The organism is Pseudomonas sp. B21-009 (assembly GCF_024749345.1).
Classification (GTDB): Bacteria; Pseudomonadota; Gammaproteobacteria; order Pseudomonadales; family Pseudomonadaceae; genus Aquipseudomonas.
Window position 1 is genome coordinate 4245918 of sequence record NZ_CP087199.1, and the last position, 16335, is coordinate 4262252.

Sequence of the window (16335 nt, forward strand, 5' to 3'; positions counted from 1 at the left end):
GAACAAGCACTGACGCCCTTGTTCCATCACTACAGCGTTATCAAACGCTGGAGCACCATATTTGGAGCGGGAAACGAGACTCGAACTCGCGACCCCGACCTTGGCAAGGTCGTGCTCTACCAACTGAGCTATTCCCGCAAAAATGGCGTCCCCTAGGGGACTCGAACCCCTGTTACCGCCGTGAAAGGGCGGTGTCCTAGGCCACTAGACGAAGGGGACGACGCCCGAAACATGCAATGCATGCTTCAGTTACCAACTCAAACCATAAAGATCTGACGCTGGGTTTTTACAAGCCCTGCCGTTAAGCAAAGCCTTTGTAAACTGGAGCGGGAAACGAGACTCGAACTCGCGACCCCGACCTTGGCAAGGTCGTGCTCTACCAACTGAGCTATTCCCGCATTGGCGTCCCCTAGGGGACTCGAACCCCTGTTACCGCCGTGAAAGGGCGGTGTCCTAGGCCACTAGACGAAGGGGACACGCTACAACATTCACTCCCTGCCGCGTTCCGCTGTGTGCTTTACGCTGCAAGTGGCGCGCATTCTAGGGATGCTTTGATAAGCCGTCAACCCCTCTGTATAAATTTATTTAAATCAATGACTTCCCGGCGCTTTGCAGCCTTGCGCCAGGGCAACGCGCGCCTGAGGCTTGACGATTATTTTCTGACGCCCTACCTGCCTTCGGCCCAGCAGCCACGGCGATCTACCAGCAAAAGGCCATCAATCACCCCCGGGCAACCGCCAAACAGCTCTATCCGGCTAAAAGCTTAGCCACTACACTCAAACAGTAAATCATCCTGTATGAGGCGTTAACGGTGACACCACTTCTGATCACCCTGCTTATAGTAGCGGGGATCGCGTTATTGATCGTGATCGGCTACCTGAACAACGTGGTCGAGAACAACAAGCTCGAGCGTGCCCGGCTGAAGATCGAGCTGGCCGAACGTTTGCGCCGTTGTGGCGAAATCACCGAAACCTTTCCTGGCCAGTTGATGACCCCGGCCCTCAAGTTGCTGTTGACCCGCCTGGAACTCAACCTCAACCAGCGCCAGTTGGCCCTGGACAAGCACAGCCGCGATATCCGCGCACGGATCGCCGAACTCGAAGGGCTGATTGCCAAAGGTGAAGCACTGCCGGTGAACAACCCGCCGATGCCGATCCAGACCGAAGCCCGGGCCAAGGATGTGCGTTTTTTGCTGGAAGGCATGCACAACCAGATCACCCGCGCCGCCCAGGAAGGCTTCCTGCCGACCAACGAGGCCAAGTACTGGGTCAAGGAAATTCGCCACATCCTGGTGCTGCTGCACATCGAGTTCTTCAACAACCTCGGCCAGCAGGCGCTGCAACAGAACCAGCCGGGGCACGCGCGCCTGGCCTTCGAGCGTGGCGTGCAATACCTGCGCAAGCAGCCTGACCCGGTGATTTACCGCGAACAACTGGAATACATGGAGAAGCTGCTGGCCCGCGCCAATGCCCAGGTGTTGAGCCAGCTGGAACCGGCCGAGGACGAAACCAACGCCCTGACCGAAGGCCTGAAGACCGATACCACCGAAGACTGGAAGAAAAAGGTCATCTACGACTGAGTTCTAATTGACCCAATCGCCGGCAAGGCCGGCTCCCACAAGGTTCGCTACATACAAGACCTGTGAGAGCTGGCCTTGCCAGCGATCGAGTGCAAAGCGCTCGTCAGCAATCGGTCAGTCGCAGGAAAATCCCCGCCAAACGCTCCAGCCCCGCCTGATCCACTTCACTGAAACGTGCAAGCTTGGGGCTGTCGAGGTCCAGCACGCCAATCAACCGGCCATCCTTTACCAGCGGAATCACCAGCTCGCTGTTCGATGCACTGTCGCAGGCAATGTGCCCGGCAAACGCGTGCACATCTTCCACCCGCTGGGTTTCCCGGCTGGCCGCAGCCGCGCCGCACACACCACGCCCGAACGGGATACGCACGCAGGCCACCTGCCCCTGGAACGGCCCCAGCACCAGTTGCTCATTGCGGTTGAGGTAGAAGCCGGCCCAGTTCAGGTCTTCGACCTGACTGTAGAGAAACGCCGAAAACTGCGCGGCGTTGGCGATGAAGTCACGCTCATCGGCCAGCAGGGCTTCCAGTTGTGCCGCCAGCAGACCGTAGCCTTCGAGGCCGGCGCCGGTAGCGTTGAGGTCGATCATGATTGTTGCTCCAACAGTTTCAGTCCCACCCAGTAACGGGCGAACTGGTAGGCACAACGGCCGTTACGGTTGCCGCGACCGGTTGCCCAGCGCACGGCGAGAATGTCCAGTTCCTCGTCGCGGCGCCAGGCCAGGCCAGCGCTCTGCGCCAGCTGGGTGATCCAGTGCTCGACCACGTTGAGGAAATGCTCCTGGTTGAAGGGGTAGAACGACAGCCACAGGCCGAAGCGGTCAGACAGGGCAATTTTGTCCTCCACCGCTTCGTTGGGATGCAGCTCGCCGTCGACCATCTTCCAGTTTTCGTTGTCGCTCTGTTTTTCCGGCACCAGGTGGCGGCGATTGGAGGTGGCATACAGCAGCACGTTATCCGGCGCCTGTTCGAGCGAGCCATCGAGTACGCTCTTGAGCACCCGGTAGTCGCCCTCCCCGGCTTCGAACGAGAGGTCATCGCAAAACAACACGAAGCGTTGCGGCAGTTTCTGCAGTTGCTCGACCACCCGCGGCAGGTCGGCCAGGTGATCGCGCTCGATTTCGATCAGGCGCAGGCCGGCTTCGGCATGCTCGGCCAGCAGTGCGCGCACCAGCGACGACTTGCCGGTACCGCGCGAGCCCCACAGCAATGCGTGGTTGGCCGGCATGCCATCGAGAAACTGGCGGGTGTTGCGCCCCAGTTGCTCGCGCTGCTGATCGACGCCGATCAGGTCGGACAGGCGCATGTCGAGGCTGACCTGCAGCGGCAGCAGGTAGCCGCTACGGCCATCGCGCTGCCAGCGCGCAGCCAGGCATTGCGACCAGTCGATGCTCGGGCGTGGCGCCGGCAACAGGGGCTCAAGGCGCGCAAGTACGGTTTCGGCGCGCTCCAGAAAAGCATTCAAACGTGAGTCCACAAGAATTCCTCAAGACAGATGCAAGGACAAAAGCACAGCTGAATGTGTGACAGGGCGTGCCAGCAGCCGGGACTGATCGGCTATGCTTGCGCAGCGCACGGAACGTGAAACTGGCTCGGGACTCATGGATATCAAGTTCACCAATCGCCTGTCCTACAAGCAAGCCCGGCTGACGGTCCTGGTCGGCTTCATCCTGGGTACATTGCTCAGTCTCATCCAGATCGGTATCGATTATGCCAGTGAAGACGCCTCCATCAACCGCGAGATGCAGGCGCTGCTGCAAATCAGCCATAACCCGGCTTCGCGCATCGCCTATAACATCGATGCCGAACTGGCCCAGGAACTGACCCGCGGCCTGCTGCAATCGCCGGCGATCACCCGCGCCTGGCTGATCGACAACAACGACACCGTCCTCGCCGATGTTCAGCGCCCACGCCAGGAAAGCAGCTACCGGCTGATCAGCGATTTCCTCTTCGGCGAATCGCGCCAGTTTCGCGACCAGCTGTTTCTCAGCCATATGCCCGACGAATACCTCGGCACCCTGTACCTGGACGTCGATACCTTTGCCTTTGGCAGCCGCTTTCTCAAGCGCGCCGAAGTCACCCTGCTCAATGGCTTTGTGCGCAGCCTGGTCCTGACCGGGATTCTTCTCGGCCTGTTCTACATCATGCTGACCCAGCCGCTGGTGCGGGTGATCAGCGCCCTGAGCAACAGTGATTCGCGCAACCCGGCGCAGTCCAAACTGGCGTTTCCACCCGGCCACGAGCAGGACGAAATCGGCGTGCTGGTCAAGGTCGCCAACCAGCAGTTCGTCAGCATGGCCACCGAGATCCAGCAGCGGCGCAACGCCGAAAACCGCCTGACCGACTACCTCAACGAGCTGGAGAACATCGTCTCGGCGCGCACCAACGAGCTCAAGGCCAGCAACACTCGCCTCAGCCAGTCCAACGAAGAACTCGAAGACGCCCGGCGCCGCGCCCTGGACATGGCCCAGGCACGCGCGGCCTTTCTGGCCAACATGAGCCACGAGATTCGCACCCCGCTCAATGGCCTGCTGGGGATGATCGCGCTGTCACTGGACAGCCCGCTCAATGCCGAGCAGCGCCAGCAGCTGTCGATTGCCCACGACTCGGGCAAGGTTCTGGTCGAGCTGCTCAACGATATTCTCGACCTGTCCAAGTTCGATGCCGGGCAACTGGAGCTTGAACGCATTCCCTTCGACCTCGGCGCGCTGGTCGAAGACACCGCCAACCTGCTGTCGCAGAACGCCGCGCCCAGTGTCGAGCTGACCTGCCTGATCGACCCGCAGTTTCCCTCGATGGTGCTTGGCGACCCGACACGGGTACGGCAGATTGTCAGCAACCTGCTGTCCAACGCCTTGAAGTTCACTCGCTTTGGTCGTGTCGATGTACGCCTTTGCAGCTACGCCGGCGGCGTTCGCCTGGATGTCTGCGACACCGGCATCGGCATCCCCAGCGAAGCCCAGGTACGGATCTTTCAGCCCTTCACCCAGGCCGGCGCCGGTATCACCCGCCAATACGGCGGTACCGGCCTGGGCCTGGCGCTGACCAATAACCTCTGCGAAGCCATGCAAGGGCGCCTGAGCATCAGTTCTGAAGCCGGCTTTGGCAGCCAGTTCAGCGCCGAGCTGCCATTGCCCAGCCATACCGCGGCGGTGCCCGCGCAACCTTTGCATGGCAGCGTTGCGGCCATCAGCAATGCCAGCAGCGGCCTGGCCGAACTGCTGCAGACACTGCTGCCCGGCTGGGGCCTGGACTACCAGCGCTACGACACGCCAGAGCAACTCAAGGACGCGACCCCGGACCTGCTGATCACCGACGACCTGGATTGCCTGTTCAGTTTGCGTCCGCAGATCAGTGCGCCAATCCTGCTGGTTACCGCCTATGGCAATTTCCTGCCCGGCGAACAGGCCGCGCACCTGGCGCCCTTGCAGCAGCAGGCCCGACCGCTGGCCCGCAACGCCCTGTATCAGACACTGCGGCGCACCCTGCACGGCGCCGACCACATCAACCAGTCACCACTTGGCGGCGCCTCGCACAGCGAACGCCGTGCACGCATCCTGCTGGTCGAGGACAACCCGGTGAACCAGTTGGTGGCCAAGGGTATGCTGGCCAAGCTCGGCTGTGAGGTCAGCGTCGCCGCCCATGGCGCCGACGCCCTCGAACAGCTGGAGCAGTCACCCTTCGACCTGGTGCTGATGGACTGCAACATGCCGGTGATGGACGGCTATGAAGCCAGTCGGCGGATCCGCCAGAGCGGGCGCTGGCCAGACCTGCCGATCGTCGCCCTGACCGCCAACGCCATGCCCGAAGAGCGCGAGCGCTGCCGGGCCGCGGGGATGAGCGACTACCTGGCCAAGCCGTTTCGCCGCGAGGAATTGCTGGCGCTGATCGATCACTGGGTGCCGTTGACGGCTACCTGAGCAGTTTCTCGATCGAACCGGCCAAGGCGTCCGGCTTGGTGCTCGGAGCATAGCGGGTGACCTTGCCGGTGGCCGGATCGAGCAGGAACTTGGTGAAGTTCCACTTGATGCCTTCGGAGCCGAACAGCCCCGGGGCGCGCTTTTTCAGCTCGATAAACAGCGGATGGGCTCCGGCGCCGTTGACTTCGATTTTGCGAAACAACGGGAAGCTGACCCCAAACTTGAGCTCGCAGAACTGCGCAATCTCGCTCGCATCGCCCGGCTCCTGCTTGCCGAACTGGTTGCAGGGAAAGCCCAGCACCACCAGCCCCTGCTCGCGGTAACGTTGCCAGAGCTGCTCCAGGCCCTTGTATTGCGGGGTAAATCCGCACTGGCTGGCGGTGTTGACCACCAGCACTGCCTTGGCCGGGTAATCGGCCAGGGCTTTTTGCTCACCGGTCAGGGTAATGCAGGGAATCTTCAGCATTGCGTCGGCCATGACCTTGCTCCTTTGTCAGCGTGGCACCAGGTCCAGGCAGACCGAGTTGATGCAGTAGCGTAGCCCGGTCGGCGGCGGACCGTCGGGAAATACGTGGCCCAGGTGGGCGTCGCACTTGGCGCAGGTGACTTCGGTACGAATCATGCCGTGGGAGGTATCGCGAATCTCGATCATCGCGCTGTCGGCAATCGGCTCATAGAAGCTAGGCCAGCCGCACCCGGAATCAAATTTGCTGCTCGAATCGAACAGCGGCTCGTTGCAGCAGATGCAATGGTAGACGCCGTCGGTCTTGGTGGCGTTGTATTTGCCGCTGAACGGCCGCTCGGTGCCCTTCAGGCGGCACACGTTGTACTGCTCGGGGTCGAGCATGGCGCGCCATTCTTCAAGGGTTTTCGCGAGTTTTTCCATCATCAGGCCTCATCTGTCCAAAAACCCCGCGCCATGGCTTTTCCACAGGGCGGGCGGCACGTATATTATTGCGCCTCATCAGACATCAGTCTGGCACCCGCGTCATACGCATTTCAAACGTTTTCACAGCGCAATGCGCGGCGATCTTTTCTAATCGGGATCACATCATGCAGGTCAGCAAATCGAACAAGCTCGCCAATGTCTGCTATGACATTCGCGGCCCGGTGCTCAAGCACGCCAAACGCCTGGAAGAGGAAGGCCATCGCATCCTCAAGCTGAACATCGGCAACCCGGCGCCCTTTGGTTTCGAGGCGCCGGACGAGATCCTCCAGGATGTGATCCGCAACCTGCCGACCGCCCAGGGCTACAGCGACTCCAAGGGCCTGTTCAGCGCACGCAAGGCGGTGATGCAGTACTACCAGCAAAAACAGGTAGAAGGTGTCGGTATCGAAGACATCTACCTGGGCAACGGCGTCTCCGAGCTGATCGTGATGTCGATGCAGGCGCTGCTCAACAATGGCGACGAAGTGCTGATTCCGGCCCCGGACTACCCGCTGTGGACCGCCGCAGTGAGCCTGGCTGGCGGTAACCCGGTGCACTACCTGTGCGACGAGCAGGCCGACTGGTTCCCAGACCTGGACGACATCAAGGCCAAGATCACCTCCAACACCAAGGCGCTGGTGATCATCAACCCGAACAACCCGACCGGCGCGGTGTACTCGCGCGAGTTGCTGCTGGGCATGCTCGAGCTGGCCCGCCAGCACAACCTGGTGGTGTTCTCCGACGAGATCTACGACAAGATCCTCTATGACGAAGCCGTGCACATCAGCACTGCCTCGCTGGCCCCGGACCTGCTTTGCCTGACCTTCAACGGCCTGTCCAAGTCCTACCGGGTGGCGGGCTTCCGCTCCGGCTGGCTGGCCATCTCCGGACCCAAGCATCACGCCATGAGCTACATCGAAGGCATCGACATGCTGGCCAACATGCGCCTGTGTGCCAACGTGCCGAGCCAGCACGCGATCCAGACCGCCCTGGGCGGCTACCAGAGCATCAACGACCTGGTACTGCCACAAGGCCGCCTGCTCGAGCAGCGCAACCGTACCTGGGAGCTGCTCAACAGCATCCCCGGGGTCAGCTGCGTCAAGCCGATGGGCGCGCTGTATGCGTTCCCGCGCATCGACCCGAAAGTCTGCCCGATCCACAACGACGAGAAGTTCGTCCTCGACCTGCTGCTGTCGGAAAAGCTGCTGATCGTCCAGGGCACTGCCTTCAACTGGCCGTGGCCGGATCACTTCCGCGTCGTGACCCTGCCACGGGTAGACGACCTCGAGCAGGCCATTGGCCGGATCGGAAACTTCCTGAAGACATATCAGCAGTAACCTACTGCGCATATGGAAACGTCTGCGCCGCCCTCGGCGCAGACCTTTCAGACCCAGCATTCAGCCCTTACATCACCCGCCGCTCTGGCGTGCGGGTTGCTGGAATTCGTCTGTAATAAAGGCAAGTACACAGTTTGAAATAGTCGCCCGGTTGAATCACTGCAGCGCGCACCTTATATACCCCGCATACGTGACACTTTTATCCGTCAGGAGAACGTAACAACCATGATGCGCATCTTACTGTTTGTGGCCACCAACCTCGCGGTTGTGCTGATTGCCAGCATTACCCTGAGCCTGTTTGGCTTCAACGGGTTCATGGCGGCCAACGGGGTTGACCTCAAACTCGACCAGCTGCTGATTTTCTGCGCGGTGTTCGGTTTTGCCGGCTCGCTGATCTCGCTGTTCATCTCCAAATGGATGGCGAAGATGAGCACTGGCACCCAGATCATCAGCCAACCGCGCACCCGCCACGAACAATGGCTGCTGCAGACCGTCGAGGAACTGTCCCGCGAAGCCGGCATCAAGATGCCCGAAGTGGGTATCTTTCCGGCCTACGAGGCCAACGCCTTCGCCACCGGCTGGAACCGCAACGACGCCTTGGTAGCGGTCAGCCAGGGCCTGCTCGAGCGCTTCTCGCCCGATGAAGTGCGCGCCGTACTGGCTCACGAGATCGGCCACGTGGCCAACGGCGACATGGTCACCCTTGCCCTGGTGCAAGGCGTGGTCAACACCTTCGTGATGTTCTTTGCCCGCATCATCGGCAACTTCGTCGACAAGGTGATCTTCAAGAACGAAGAAGGCCAGGGTATCGCCTACTACATCGCGACCATCGTCGCCGAACTGGTACTGGGCATCCTGGCCAGCATCATCGTCATGTGGTTCTCGCGCAAACGCGAGTTCCGCGCCGACGAAGCCGGCGCCCGCCTGGCCGGCACCAACGCGATGATCGGCGCCCTGCAGCGCCTGCGCTCGGAACAAGGTGTGCCGGTGCACATGCCCGACACCCTCAACGCCTTCGGCATCAACGGCGGCCTCAAGCAGGGCCTGGCCGGCCTGCTGATGAGCCACCCGCCGCTGGAAGAGCGCATCGAAGCCCTGCGCCGTCGCGGCTGATCGGTAGCAGCAATAAAAAAGGGCGACTTCGGTCGCCCTTTTGCATTTCAGCGCTGCAGGCGGTACACCCGCTCAAATAGCATCGGCACCCCGGCCTGAACGAACTTCGGGCTCTCGGCGAGAATATCCCGCGCCTCAAGCTCATGCGGCTGCCAGTCAGCGAACAGTTGCCGCACCTGGGCATCAACCACGGCAAAGGGCGGGCCCGGCAGCAGGGCCTGGTCGTAATCCATGGTGATCAACAGCCCCCGACACCCGGACCCCAGATAGCCACTGAGCAGCGCGGCATAGCGCTGGCGCAACGCAGGCGGCAAGGCAATCACTGCGGCCCGGTCATACAGCGCGGTGCAGTCGGCGATATCCTCGGCGCTCAGGGCGAAGAAATCACCACACCACAGCTGCAGGTTGCCACTGCGATAGGTCTTGAACGCGCCCCGCTGGCCGACTTCGGGCGTCAACCGCTGTTCGTTGAAGAAATCCTCCACCGCCCGCTGGGACAGCTCGATGCCGAGCACCTGATGGCCCTGCCCGGCCAGCCAGGCCAGGTCGAGGCTTTTGCCACACAACGGCACCAGCACCTGGCTGCCGGGCGCCAGGCCCAGGCTGGGCCAGTACTGTTGCAGGTCGCCGTTGACCTGGCGCTGGTGAAAGCCGATCTGGTTATCTGCCCAACGCTTGTGCCAGAACTCTGCCTGCATGGCATACCTCGAATTATTCGATCAGATTATGCGAAAACTTATATTGGAATCAGATCAATGATCTGCTGGAAGATGGGCCCATCTTAACCGCCAGGACCCTTTCCATGCTGCCCAGCCTGTTTATTTCTCACGGCTCGCCCATGCTCGCCCTCGAGCCCGGTGCCAGCGGCCCGGCCCTGACGCGCCTGGCCGCAGAGCTACCGCGACCCAAAGCCATCGTGGTGGTCTCGGCGCACTGGGAGAGCCGCGAGCTGTGGGTCAGCAGCCACCCGCAACCAGAAACCTGGCATGACTTCGGTGGCTTTCCTGCCGCCCTGTATGCCGTTCAGTACCCCGCTCCTGGCGAGCCGGCACTGGCCGAGCGCTTGATAGGCCTGTTGGGCGATGCCGGGCTAGCCGCGCGCCTCGACCCCAAGCGCCCGTTTGATCATGGCGTGTGGGTGCCGCTGTCGTTGATGTACCCGGCAGCCGACATCCCCGTAGTACAGGTGTCTCTACCAAGTCAGATGGGCCCGCAGTTGCAGGAGCAGGTGGGCAAGGCGCTGGCGCAATTGCGCGCGGACAACATCCTGCTGATTGGCTCGGGGAGCATTACCCACAACCTGCGCGAGCTCGACTGGCAGGCTGGACCCGAAAGCGTCGAGCCCTGGGCCCTGGCGTTTCGCGACTGGATAATCGACAAGCTGGTAGCCGATGACACCCCCGCCTTGCACGACTACCGCCAGCAGGCGCCGTTTGCCGTGCGCAATCATCCCAGTGATGAGCACCTGTTGCCGCTGTATTTCGCCCGGGGTGCGGGCGGGCGATTCGGGATTGCCCATCAGGGGTTTACGCTGGGGGCGCTGGGGATGGATATTTACCGGTTCGATTGATCCTGTCGCTGGATTGCGGCCGATCGCGGGTCAAGCCAACACATCACCTCGTACAGGCAAAAAAAATCCCCGAACCAGTCGGGGATTTTTTTATCGCTCGCGGATCAGTCTTCGCGGTAGCGGCGCAGCTTCAGCTGCTTGCCGGCAACACGAGTGTCCTTGAGCTTGGTCAGCAGACGCTCCAGACCTTCCTCCGGCAGCTCGACCAGGCTGAAGCTGTCGCGCACCTGGATGCGGCCGATCGCTTCGCGGGCCAGGCCGCCTTCGTTGAGGATCGCGCCCAGCAGGTTCTTGGCGGCGATACCGTCACGCGCGCCCAGCGCGGTACGGCAACGCGCACGACCTTCGCCCAGCGGCATGGGTGCACGACGCTCACGCTCGCCACGCTCTGGACGATCGCCAGTGCGCTCACGCGGGGTGTAGGTCGGAACCAGCGGCTGCTCTTTCTCGACCGCTTCCAGGGTCAGGGCCTGACCGTTGGTAGCCTTGCGCAGCAGGGCAGCGGCCAGGGCACGCGGGCTGCAACCGATGTCGGCGGTCAGGCGATCAAGCAGATCACCGTGGGTCGACTCAGCGTCAGCAACCAGCGGCGCCAGGCTGTTGGTCAGCTTCTTGATGCGCGCATCGAGAACGGCCTGGGCGTTCGGCAGGCGAACTTCAGCAACCTTCTGACCGGTAACACGCTCGATCACCTGCAGCATGCGACGCTCGCGCGGGGTAACCAGCAGCAGCGCACGGCCTTCGCGACCGGCACGGCCGGTACGGCCGATACGGTGAACGTAGGACTCCGGGTCGTACGGCATGTCGACGTTGAACACGTGAGTGATGCGCGGTACGTCCAGACCACGGGCAGCGACGTCGGTAGCGACGACGATGTCCAGGCGGCCATCTTTGAGCGAGTCGATGACGCGCTCACGCTGGTTCTGGGCAATGTCACCGTTCAGCGCAGCGGCTTTGTAGCCTTTGGCTTCGAGGGCGCTGGCCAGGTCCAGGGTGGCTTGCTTGGTACGCACGAAGGCGATCAGCGCGTCGAACTCTTCCACTTCCAGCAAACGCAGGACAGCAGAAACCTTCTGGTCGGCGTGGACCATCAGGTGGGCTTGTTCGATAGCGGTTACGGTCTGGGTCTTGCTCTGGATCTTGACGTGCTTCGGCTCGCGCAGGTGGCGCTCGGCGATGGCACGGATGGATGCAGGCAGGGTGGCCGAGAACAGTACGGTCTGACGGCTTTCCGGCATGGCCTTGAAGATCACTTCGAGGTCATCCATGAAGCCCAGCTTGAGCATTTCGTCGGCTTCGTCGAGCACCAGGTGGTTGACGGTTGCCAGGACTTTCTCGTCGCGACGCAGGTGGTCGCAGAGACGGCCCGGGGTAGCAACGACGATTTGCGCGCCGTTACGGATAGCTTTCAGTTGTGGGCCCATCGGGGCACCACCGTATACGGCCACCACGGTTACGCCCGGCATTTGCTTGGCGTAGGTTTCAAAAGCGGTGGCTACTTGCAGCGCCAACTCACGGGTTGGCGCCAGGATCAGGGCTTGCGGCTCGCGCTTGCTCGGGTCGATGCGGTGCAGGATTGGCAGAGCGAAGGCAGCGGTTTTACCGGTGCCGGTCTGCGCCTGACCGATCATGTCGTGACCAGCGAGAATAATCGGGATCGATTGCTGCTGAATGGCGGACGGCTCTTCGTAGCCGGTAGCCAGCACTGCAGCAACAATGCTCGGATGAAGTTCGAGAGCGGCGAAGCCGCCGGTTTCCTGGGTCATGGGTCTGCCTCTAAGTGCATCCGCAAAGACCCATGCTCCAAAGCTGCACATGCCTTGTAAGACCCGAAGGTCACCCTGGCAGCTTTGTCGGCGGGGATTTGCGAAAACGATTGAAGAAAAAAAGGAACGTCAAGGAGAGTCCGCAGTGCGGACGCGCAGCCGAAGCTGGCTTCGGGGAATTGCACACCTTAAACGAGGTCCGGTGAAAGACCGGCGCGTACTATACCTGAATTCGCCATTCACGGGAGATTTTTTTCATGAAACACGCCAGCGCCAGGCCACGTAACGGCGGGCCCGGAAAGTGGACGACACTGGCGGCTGAATCGATTTTCCGCCAGTGACACAGTGACGCGCCTCAGGACGCCGGGCGAATCGCACCGATCAGCGGTTGCAACGAGTAGCCCAGTTGCGGTGCCAGCGCCTCGGCCCGCGCGGTCAGGCCCGGCAGATCGAGCTGCTGGTCGAGGTCAGCCGGGACCATGAGGATCACATTGCCCTCCTTGACCGGCAATTCCCAGTAATGCCGATGATAAAGGCCGCGCAGCAGCGCCGCACCCAACGGCTTGCCGTCGTCGCTGGCCCACTGGTTGATCACCAGCCAGCCACCAGGGTTCAGGCGTTTCTGGCAGTTTTCCAGAAAACTCCAGGCCAGGTGCGCGACCCCCGGGCCGTGGTCGGTGTAGAGGTCGACGAATATCAGGTCGGCGGATTCGGCCGTCTCCAGCAGCTCCATGGCATCGCCGATACGAATGTACAGGCGCGGGTCGTCATCCAGGCCCATGTACTCGATGGCCAGGCGCGGTACATCCGGGCGCAACTCGATGGCTTCGACGTCTTCCAGCGGCAGGAACTTCAGGCAGGCCTGGGTCAGGGTGCCGGCACCGAGCCCCAGGAACAACGCGCTCTCGGGCTCGGCGTGAGCCAGCGCGCCGATCAGCATGGCACGGGTGTAGTCGTACTCCAGCCAGCTCGGGTCGGCGGTGAACACGCAACTCTGCTCGATCGCCTCGCCAAATTCGAGAAAGCGATAGTCGTCGACTTCCAGCACGCTGATGGTGCCGTACTGGTCCTGCACCTGGGCCAGCAGTCGCTCTACCCGTTCCACTGTCATGCTGTCTCCCGGCAGACGCCGCCGTATCGCGCAAAAACCGCCATTGTCTGTCAATAGCGCCAGTGCAACAAGGCATGCGCCACCTGTTAACATGGCAGACAGCCCCTTTCCGAACAGATCGAGCCCGCAATGAACCACCCCTGGAGTCCTGACAGCTGGCGCGCCCTGCCGATCCAGCAGCAACCAAGCTACCCCGATGCTGCCCATCTGCTCAAGGTCGAGCAGACCCTGGCCAGCTATCCGCCGCTGGTGTTCGCCGGTGAAGCGCGGGAGCTGCGCCGCCAGTTTGCCGAAGTCACCCAGGGCCGGGCCTTCCTGCTCCAGGGCGGTGATTGCGCCGAAAGCTTCGCCGAGTTTTCCGCAGCCAAGATTCGCGACACCTTCAAGGTCCTGTTGCAAATGGCCATTGTCATGACCTTCGCCGCCGGCTGCCCGGTGGTCAAGATCGGGCGCATGGCCGGGCAATTCGCCAAGCCGCGCTCGGCGGGCGACGAGACCATTGGCGGCGTCACCCTGCCGGCCTACCGTGGCGACATCGTCAACGGCATCGGTTTCGACGAAGAAAGCCGGATCCCCGATCCGGAGCGCCTGCTGCAGGCCTACCACCAGTCCACCGCCAGCCTCAACCTGTTGCGCGCCTTTGCCCAGGGCGGCTTCGCCGACCTGCATCAGGTGCACAAGTGGAACCTGGACTTCATCGCCAACTCGGCGCTGGCAGAAAAATACAGCCAGCTGGCCGACCGCATCGACGAAACCCTGGCATTCATGCGCGCCTGCGGCCTGGACAGCTCGCCACAGCTGCGGGAAACCAGCTTCTTCACCGCCCACGAAGCGCTGCTGCTGAACTACGAAGAGGCCTTTGTACGCCGCGACAGCCTGACCAACGACTACTATGACTGCTCGGCGCACATGCTCTGGATCGGCGATCGCACCCGTCAGCTCGATGGCGCCCACGTCGAGTTCCTGCGCGGGGTGAACAACCCGATCGGGGTCAAGGTCGGGCCAAGCATGAACACCGAAGAGCTGATCCGCCTGATCGACGTGCTCAACCCCAGCAACGACCCCGGCCGCCTCAACCTGATCGTGCGCATGGGCGCCGACAAGGTCGGCGAACACCTGCCGGCGCTGATTCGCAGCGTCGAGCGCGAAGGCCGCCAGGTGCTGTGGAGTTCCGACCCGATGCACGGCAACACCATCAAGGCCAGCAGCGGCTACAAGACCCGCGATTTCGCCCAGATCCTCAGCGAGGTCAAGCAGTTCTTCCAGGTGCACCAGGCCGAAGGCAGCCATGCCGGTGGTATCCATATCGAGATGACCGGGCAGAACGTCACCGAATGCATTGGCGGCGCACGCCCCATCACCGAAGACGCCCTCTGCGACCGCTACCACACCCATTGCGACCCGCGAATGAATGCCGATCAGTCGCTGGAGCTGGCGTTCCTGATCGCCGAAACCCTCAAGCAGGTGCGTCGCTAACGCGGCCAGCGGCCAGCGCCACGCGCAAGCGTGCGGCGCTGGCGCGCGGGCAGTGCAACTGCACCTCGGCCAGGCCCAGCCAGCGGGCCATGCGCTGCAGGTTGTCGGCCAGAGCCTGCATGCCCGCGTCATCCAGCCCCGGCTGCTCTTCGTGCACCGCGTGGATTGCCAGGCAGTCATTGGCACGCTCGGCGCGCAGGTCGACCCGCGCGGCAATGCGTTCGTTGTGCAAAAACGGCAACACGTAATAGCCGTACACGCGCTTGGGCGCCGGCGTGTAGATCTCCAGGCGGTAACGAAAGTCAAACAGCCGCTCGGTGCGCTCACGCGCCCAGACCAGCGAGTCAAAGGGTGAAAGCAAGGCGCTGCTGCTCACTTTGCGCGGCACCTTTGGCGCCTCCAGGCAATACGCCGCTTGCGTCCAGCCCTGTACCGCACAGGCTTGCAATTGCCCCTCCTCGACCAGTTCGGCCAGGCGTGCGCGGCTGTCGCCGGGGGCCAGGCGAAAGTAGTCGCGCAGGTCCTTCTCGGTGGCCACGCCCAGCGCCTGTGCGGCATGCAATAAAAGCCCACGCTGAGCGTCGGCCTCCGGCAGTGGTGGTTGCTCAAGCAATGCAGCCGGCAGTACCCGCTCGGGCAAATCATACAAGCGCTCGAACCCGCGCCTGCCGGCGACATTGACCAACCCTGCGGCAAACAGCCATTCCAGCGCGTGCTTCTCCGCGCTCCAGTCCCACCAGGGCCCGGCGCGCTCCTGGCGGGTCGACAGGCTGCCAGCGCCGAGGGCGCCGTGCTCGGTCACCGCCGCCAGCACCCGGGCAATGGTCGCTTGCTGCTCGCGGCCAAAACGCGCCAGCTGTTGATAGATCCCCTGCCCCTGGCGCGCACGCTCCATGCGCCAGCGCAGCAGTGGATACAGCTGCAGCGGCAACAGCGAGGCCTCATGCCCCCAGTATTCGAAGAGTTTGCGTTGACGGTTGCGCCCCCAGGCCAGCTGATCGAGCAGCGCCTGTGGATAACTGCCGAGGCGGGAAAACAGCGGAAGGTAGTGCGAACGCACCAGGGCATTGACCGAATCGATCTGCACCACACCCAGGCGTTCGATCATCCGGTTCAGTTGCGCGGCACCGAGCGACGGGCTCGCCTGCCGATTGTTGAAGCCTTGAGCCGACAACGCCAGTCGGCGCGCCTGGGCCAGGGAAAGCGACTGTGTGGTGGGCATGCCCGGCTCCTTGTGAACAAGCCCACTTACACTAGTCGTGGCACCGCCATGATGCGACTCATTTTTTCAGCGGATCATCCCAGAACGGGCGCTCCACCTCGCGCAGGATATCGGCGCGGCTCAAGCCGATATCGTCCAGCGCCGCGTCACTCAGGCGCGCCAGTTCACGACGTTCGCGATGCAGTTGGCGCCAGCGCATCAGTTGCTGACTGAAGCCTTGGCCGAGGTAGTAAAACCAGCTGTGCCGGGACGTTGAGTACTGCAGAACAAGCGACTTCTGACCTTTCATCGTCTTACCCTCCTGTTGGGATGACGAC

14 protein-coding genes, 4 tRNA genes and 1 pseudogene are annotated in these 16335 nt (G+C 62.3%); 6 read left to right on the plus strand and 13 right to left on the minus strand.

Going from position 1 to position 16335, the window contains the following annotated elements:
* Positions 1-62 precede the first annotated feature (62 nt).
* The 4 genes from LOY34_RS19520 to LOY34_RS19535 all read right to left on the minus strand — a co-directional run bounded on the left by LOY34_RS19520 (position 63) and on the right by LOY34_RS19535 (position 476).
* Positions 63-138: transfer RNA gene (locus tag LOY34_RS19520), tRNA-Gly, on the minus strand.
* A gap of 5 nt (positions 139-143) precedes the next feature.
* A tRNA-Glu gene (locus LOY34_RS19525) sits at positions 144-219 on the minus strand.
* A gap of 103 nt (positions 220-322) precedes the next feature.
* Positions 323-398 (minus strand) — tRNA-Gly (locus tag LOY34_RS19530).
* Positions 399-400: 2 nt separating this feature from the next.
* A tRNA-Glu gene (locus LOY34_RS19535) sits at positions 401-476 on the minus strand.
* Between the two features lie 335 nt (positions 477-811).
* On the opposite strand from LOY34_RS19535, the gene LOY34_RS19540 reads away from it, so the two are divergent.
* Positions 812-1579 (plus strand): hypothetical protein, encoded by a 768-nt coding sequence (locus LOY34_RS19540; protein WP_045195204.1) that lies wholly within the window; start codon positions 812-814, stop codon positions 1577-1579.
* 103 nt (positions 1580-1682) lie between these two features.
* Here the strand turns inward: LOY34_RS19540 and LOY34_RS19545 are convergent, their stop codons facing one another.
* The gene (locus LOY34_RS19545) at positions 1683-2165 is read right to left on the minus strand and encodes a GAF domain-containing protein (protein WP_195884758.1); all 483 of its coding nucleotides are present in this window, start codon (positions 2163-2165) and stop codon (positions 1683-1685) included.
* The gene (locus LOY34_RS19550) at positions 2162-3052 is read right to left on the minus strand and encodes an ATP-binding protein (RefSeq protein WP_258663908.1); all 891 of its coding nucleotides are present in this window, start codon (positions 3050-3052) and stop codon (positions 2162-2164) included. Before LOY34_RS19550 ends, LOY34_RS19545 begins: the two co-directional genes overlap by 4 nt.
* A gap of 82 nt (positions 3053-3134) precedes the next feature.
* On the opposite strand from LOY34_RS19550, the gene LOY34_RS19555 reads away from it, so the two are divergent.
* The gene (locus tag LOY34_RS19555) at positions 3135-5495 is read left to right on the plus strand and encodes a response regulator (protein WP_195884760.1); all 2361 of its coding nucleotides are present in this window, start codon (positions 3135-3137) and stop codon (positions 5493-5495) included.
* Here LOY34_RS19555 and LOY34_RS19560 read toward each other — a convergent pair.
* Both LOY34_RS19560 and msrB read right to left on the minus strand, forming a co-directional pair.
* Positions 5488-5973 carry a glutathione peroxidase gene (locus LOY34_RS19560; protein ID WP_045195209.1) on the minus strand — a complete coding sequence of 162 codons (486 nt, stop codon included), beginning with the start codon at positions 5971-5973 and terminating at the stop codon, positions 5488-5490. The genes LOY34_RS19555 and LOY34_RS19560 overlap by 8 nt on opposite strands.
* Positions 5974-5988: 15 nt before the next feature.
* On the minus strand, positions 5989-6381 hold the full coding sequence (gene msrB, locus LOY34_RS19565; protein ID WP_195886036.1) for a peptide-methionine (R)-S-oxide reductase MsrB: 393 nt from the start codon (positions 6379-6381) through the stop codon (positions 5989-5991).
* A 167-nt stretch (positions 6382-6548) separates the two neighbouring features.
* Between msrB and LOY34_RS19570 the strand changes: the two genes are divergently transcribed.
* Entirely contained in the window at positions 6549-7760 is a 1212-nt protein-coding gene (locus tag LOY34_RS19570; protein ID WP_123567230.1) for a pyridoxal phosphate-dependent aminotransferase, read from the plus strand.
* Positions 7761-7985: 225 nt separating this feature from the next.
* Positions 7986-8873 (plus strand): protease HtpX, encoded by an 888-nt coding sequence (gene htpX, locus LOY34_RS19575; RefSeq protein WP_045195215.1) that lies wholly within the window; start codon positions 7986-7988, stop codon positions 8871-8873.
* Positions 8874-8920: 47 nt separating this feature from the next.
* On the opposite strand, the gene LOY34_RS19580 is transcribed toward htpX, so the two are convergent.
* Positions 8921-9571: a thiopurine S-methyltransferase gene (locus LOY34_RS19580; RefSeq protein ID WP_195884761.1), complete on the minus strand. Its 651-nt coding sequence runs from the start codon at positions 9569-9571 to the stop codon at positions 8921-8923.
* 104 nt (positions 9572-9675) lie between these two features.
* On the opposite strand from LOY34_RS19580, the gene LOY34_RS19585 reads away from it, so the two are divergent.
* The gene (locus tag LOY34_RS19585) at positions 9676-10443 is read left to right on the plus strand and encodes a class III extradiol ring-cleavage dioxygenase (protein WP_195884762.1); all 768 of its coding nucleotides are present in this window, start codon (positions 9676-9678) and stop codon (positions 10441-10443) included.
* 104 nt (positions 10444-10547) lie between these two features.
* Here the strand turns inward: LOY34_RS19585 and LOY34_RS19590 are convergent.
* Positions 10548-12243: pseudogene (locus LOY34_RS19590) on the minus strand (DEAD/DEAH box helicase).
* Positions 12244-12564: 321 nt separating this feature from the next.
* The gene (locus LOY34_RS19595; RefSeq protein WP_045195222.1) at positions 12565-13320 is read right to left on the minus strand and encodes a spermidine synthase; all 756 of its coding nucleotides are present in this window, start codon (positions 13318-13320) and stop codon (positions 12565-12567) included.
* Between the two features lie 129 nt (positions 13321-13449).
* Here LOY34_RS19595 and LOY34_RS19600 point away from each other — a divergent pair, with 129 nt between their 5' ends.
* Positions 13450-14796, plus strand: coding sequence for a class II 3-deoxy-7-phosphoheptulonate synthase (locus tag LOY34_RS19600; protein ID WP_093380541.1), 1347 nt, complete (start codon positions 13450-13452; stop codon positions 14794-14796).
* Here the strand turns inward: LOY34_RS19600 and LOY34_RS19605 are convergent.
* Together LOY34_RS19605 and LOY34_RS19610 are read right to left on the minus strand one after the other, a co-directional pair.
* The gene (locus tag LOY34_RS19605) at positions 14777-16018 is read right to left on the minus strand and encodes a winged helix-turn-helix domain-containing protein (protein WP_195884763.1); all 1242 of its coding nucleotides are present in this window, start codon (positions 16016-16018) and stop codon (positions 14777-14779) included. The genes LOY34_RS19600 and LOY34_RS19605 overlap by 20 nt on opposite strands.
* 58 nt (positions 16019-16076) lie before the next feature.
* Positions 16077-16307 (minus strand): DUF1127 domain-containing protein, encoded by a 231-nt coding sequence (locus LOY34_RS19610; RefSeq protein WP_309475818.1) that lies wholly within the window; start codon positions 16305-16307, stop codon positions 16077-16079.
* Between the last annotated feature and the right edge of the window lie 28 nt (positions 16308-16335).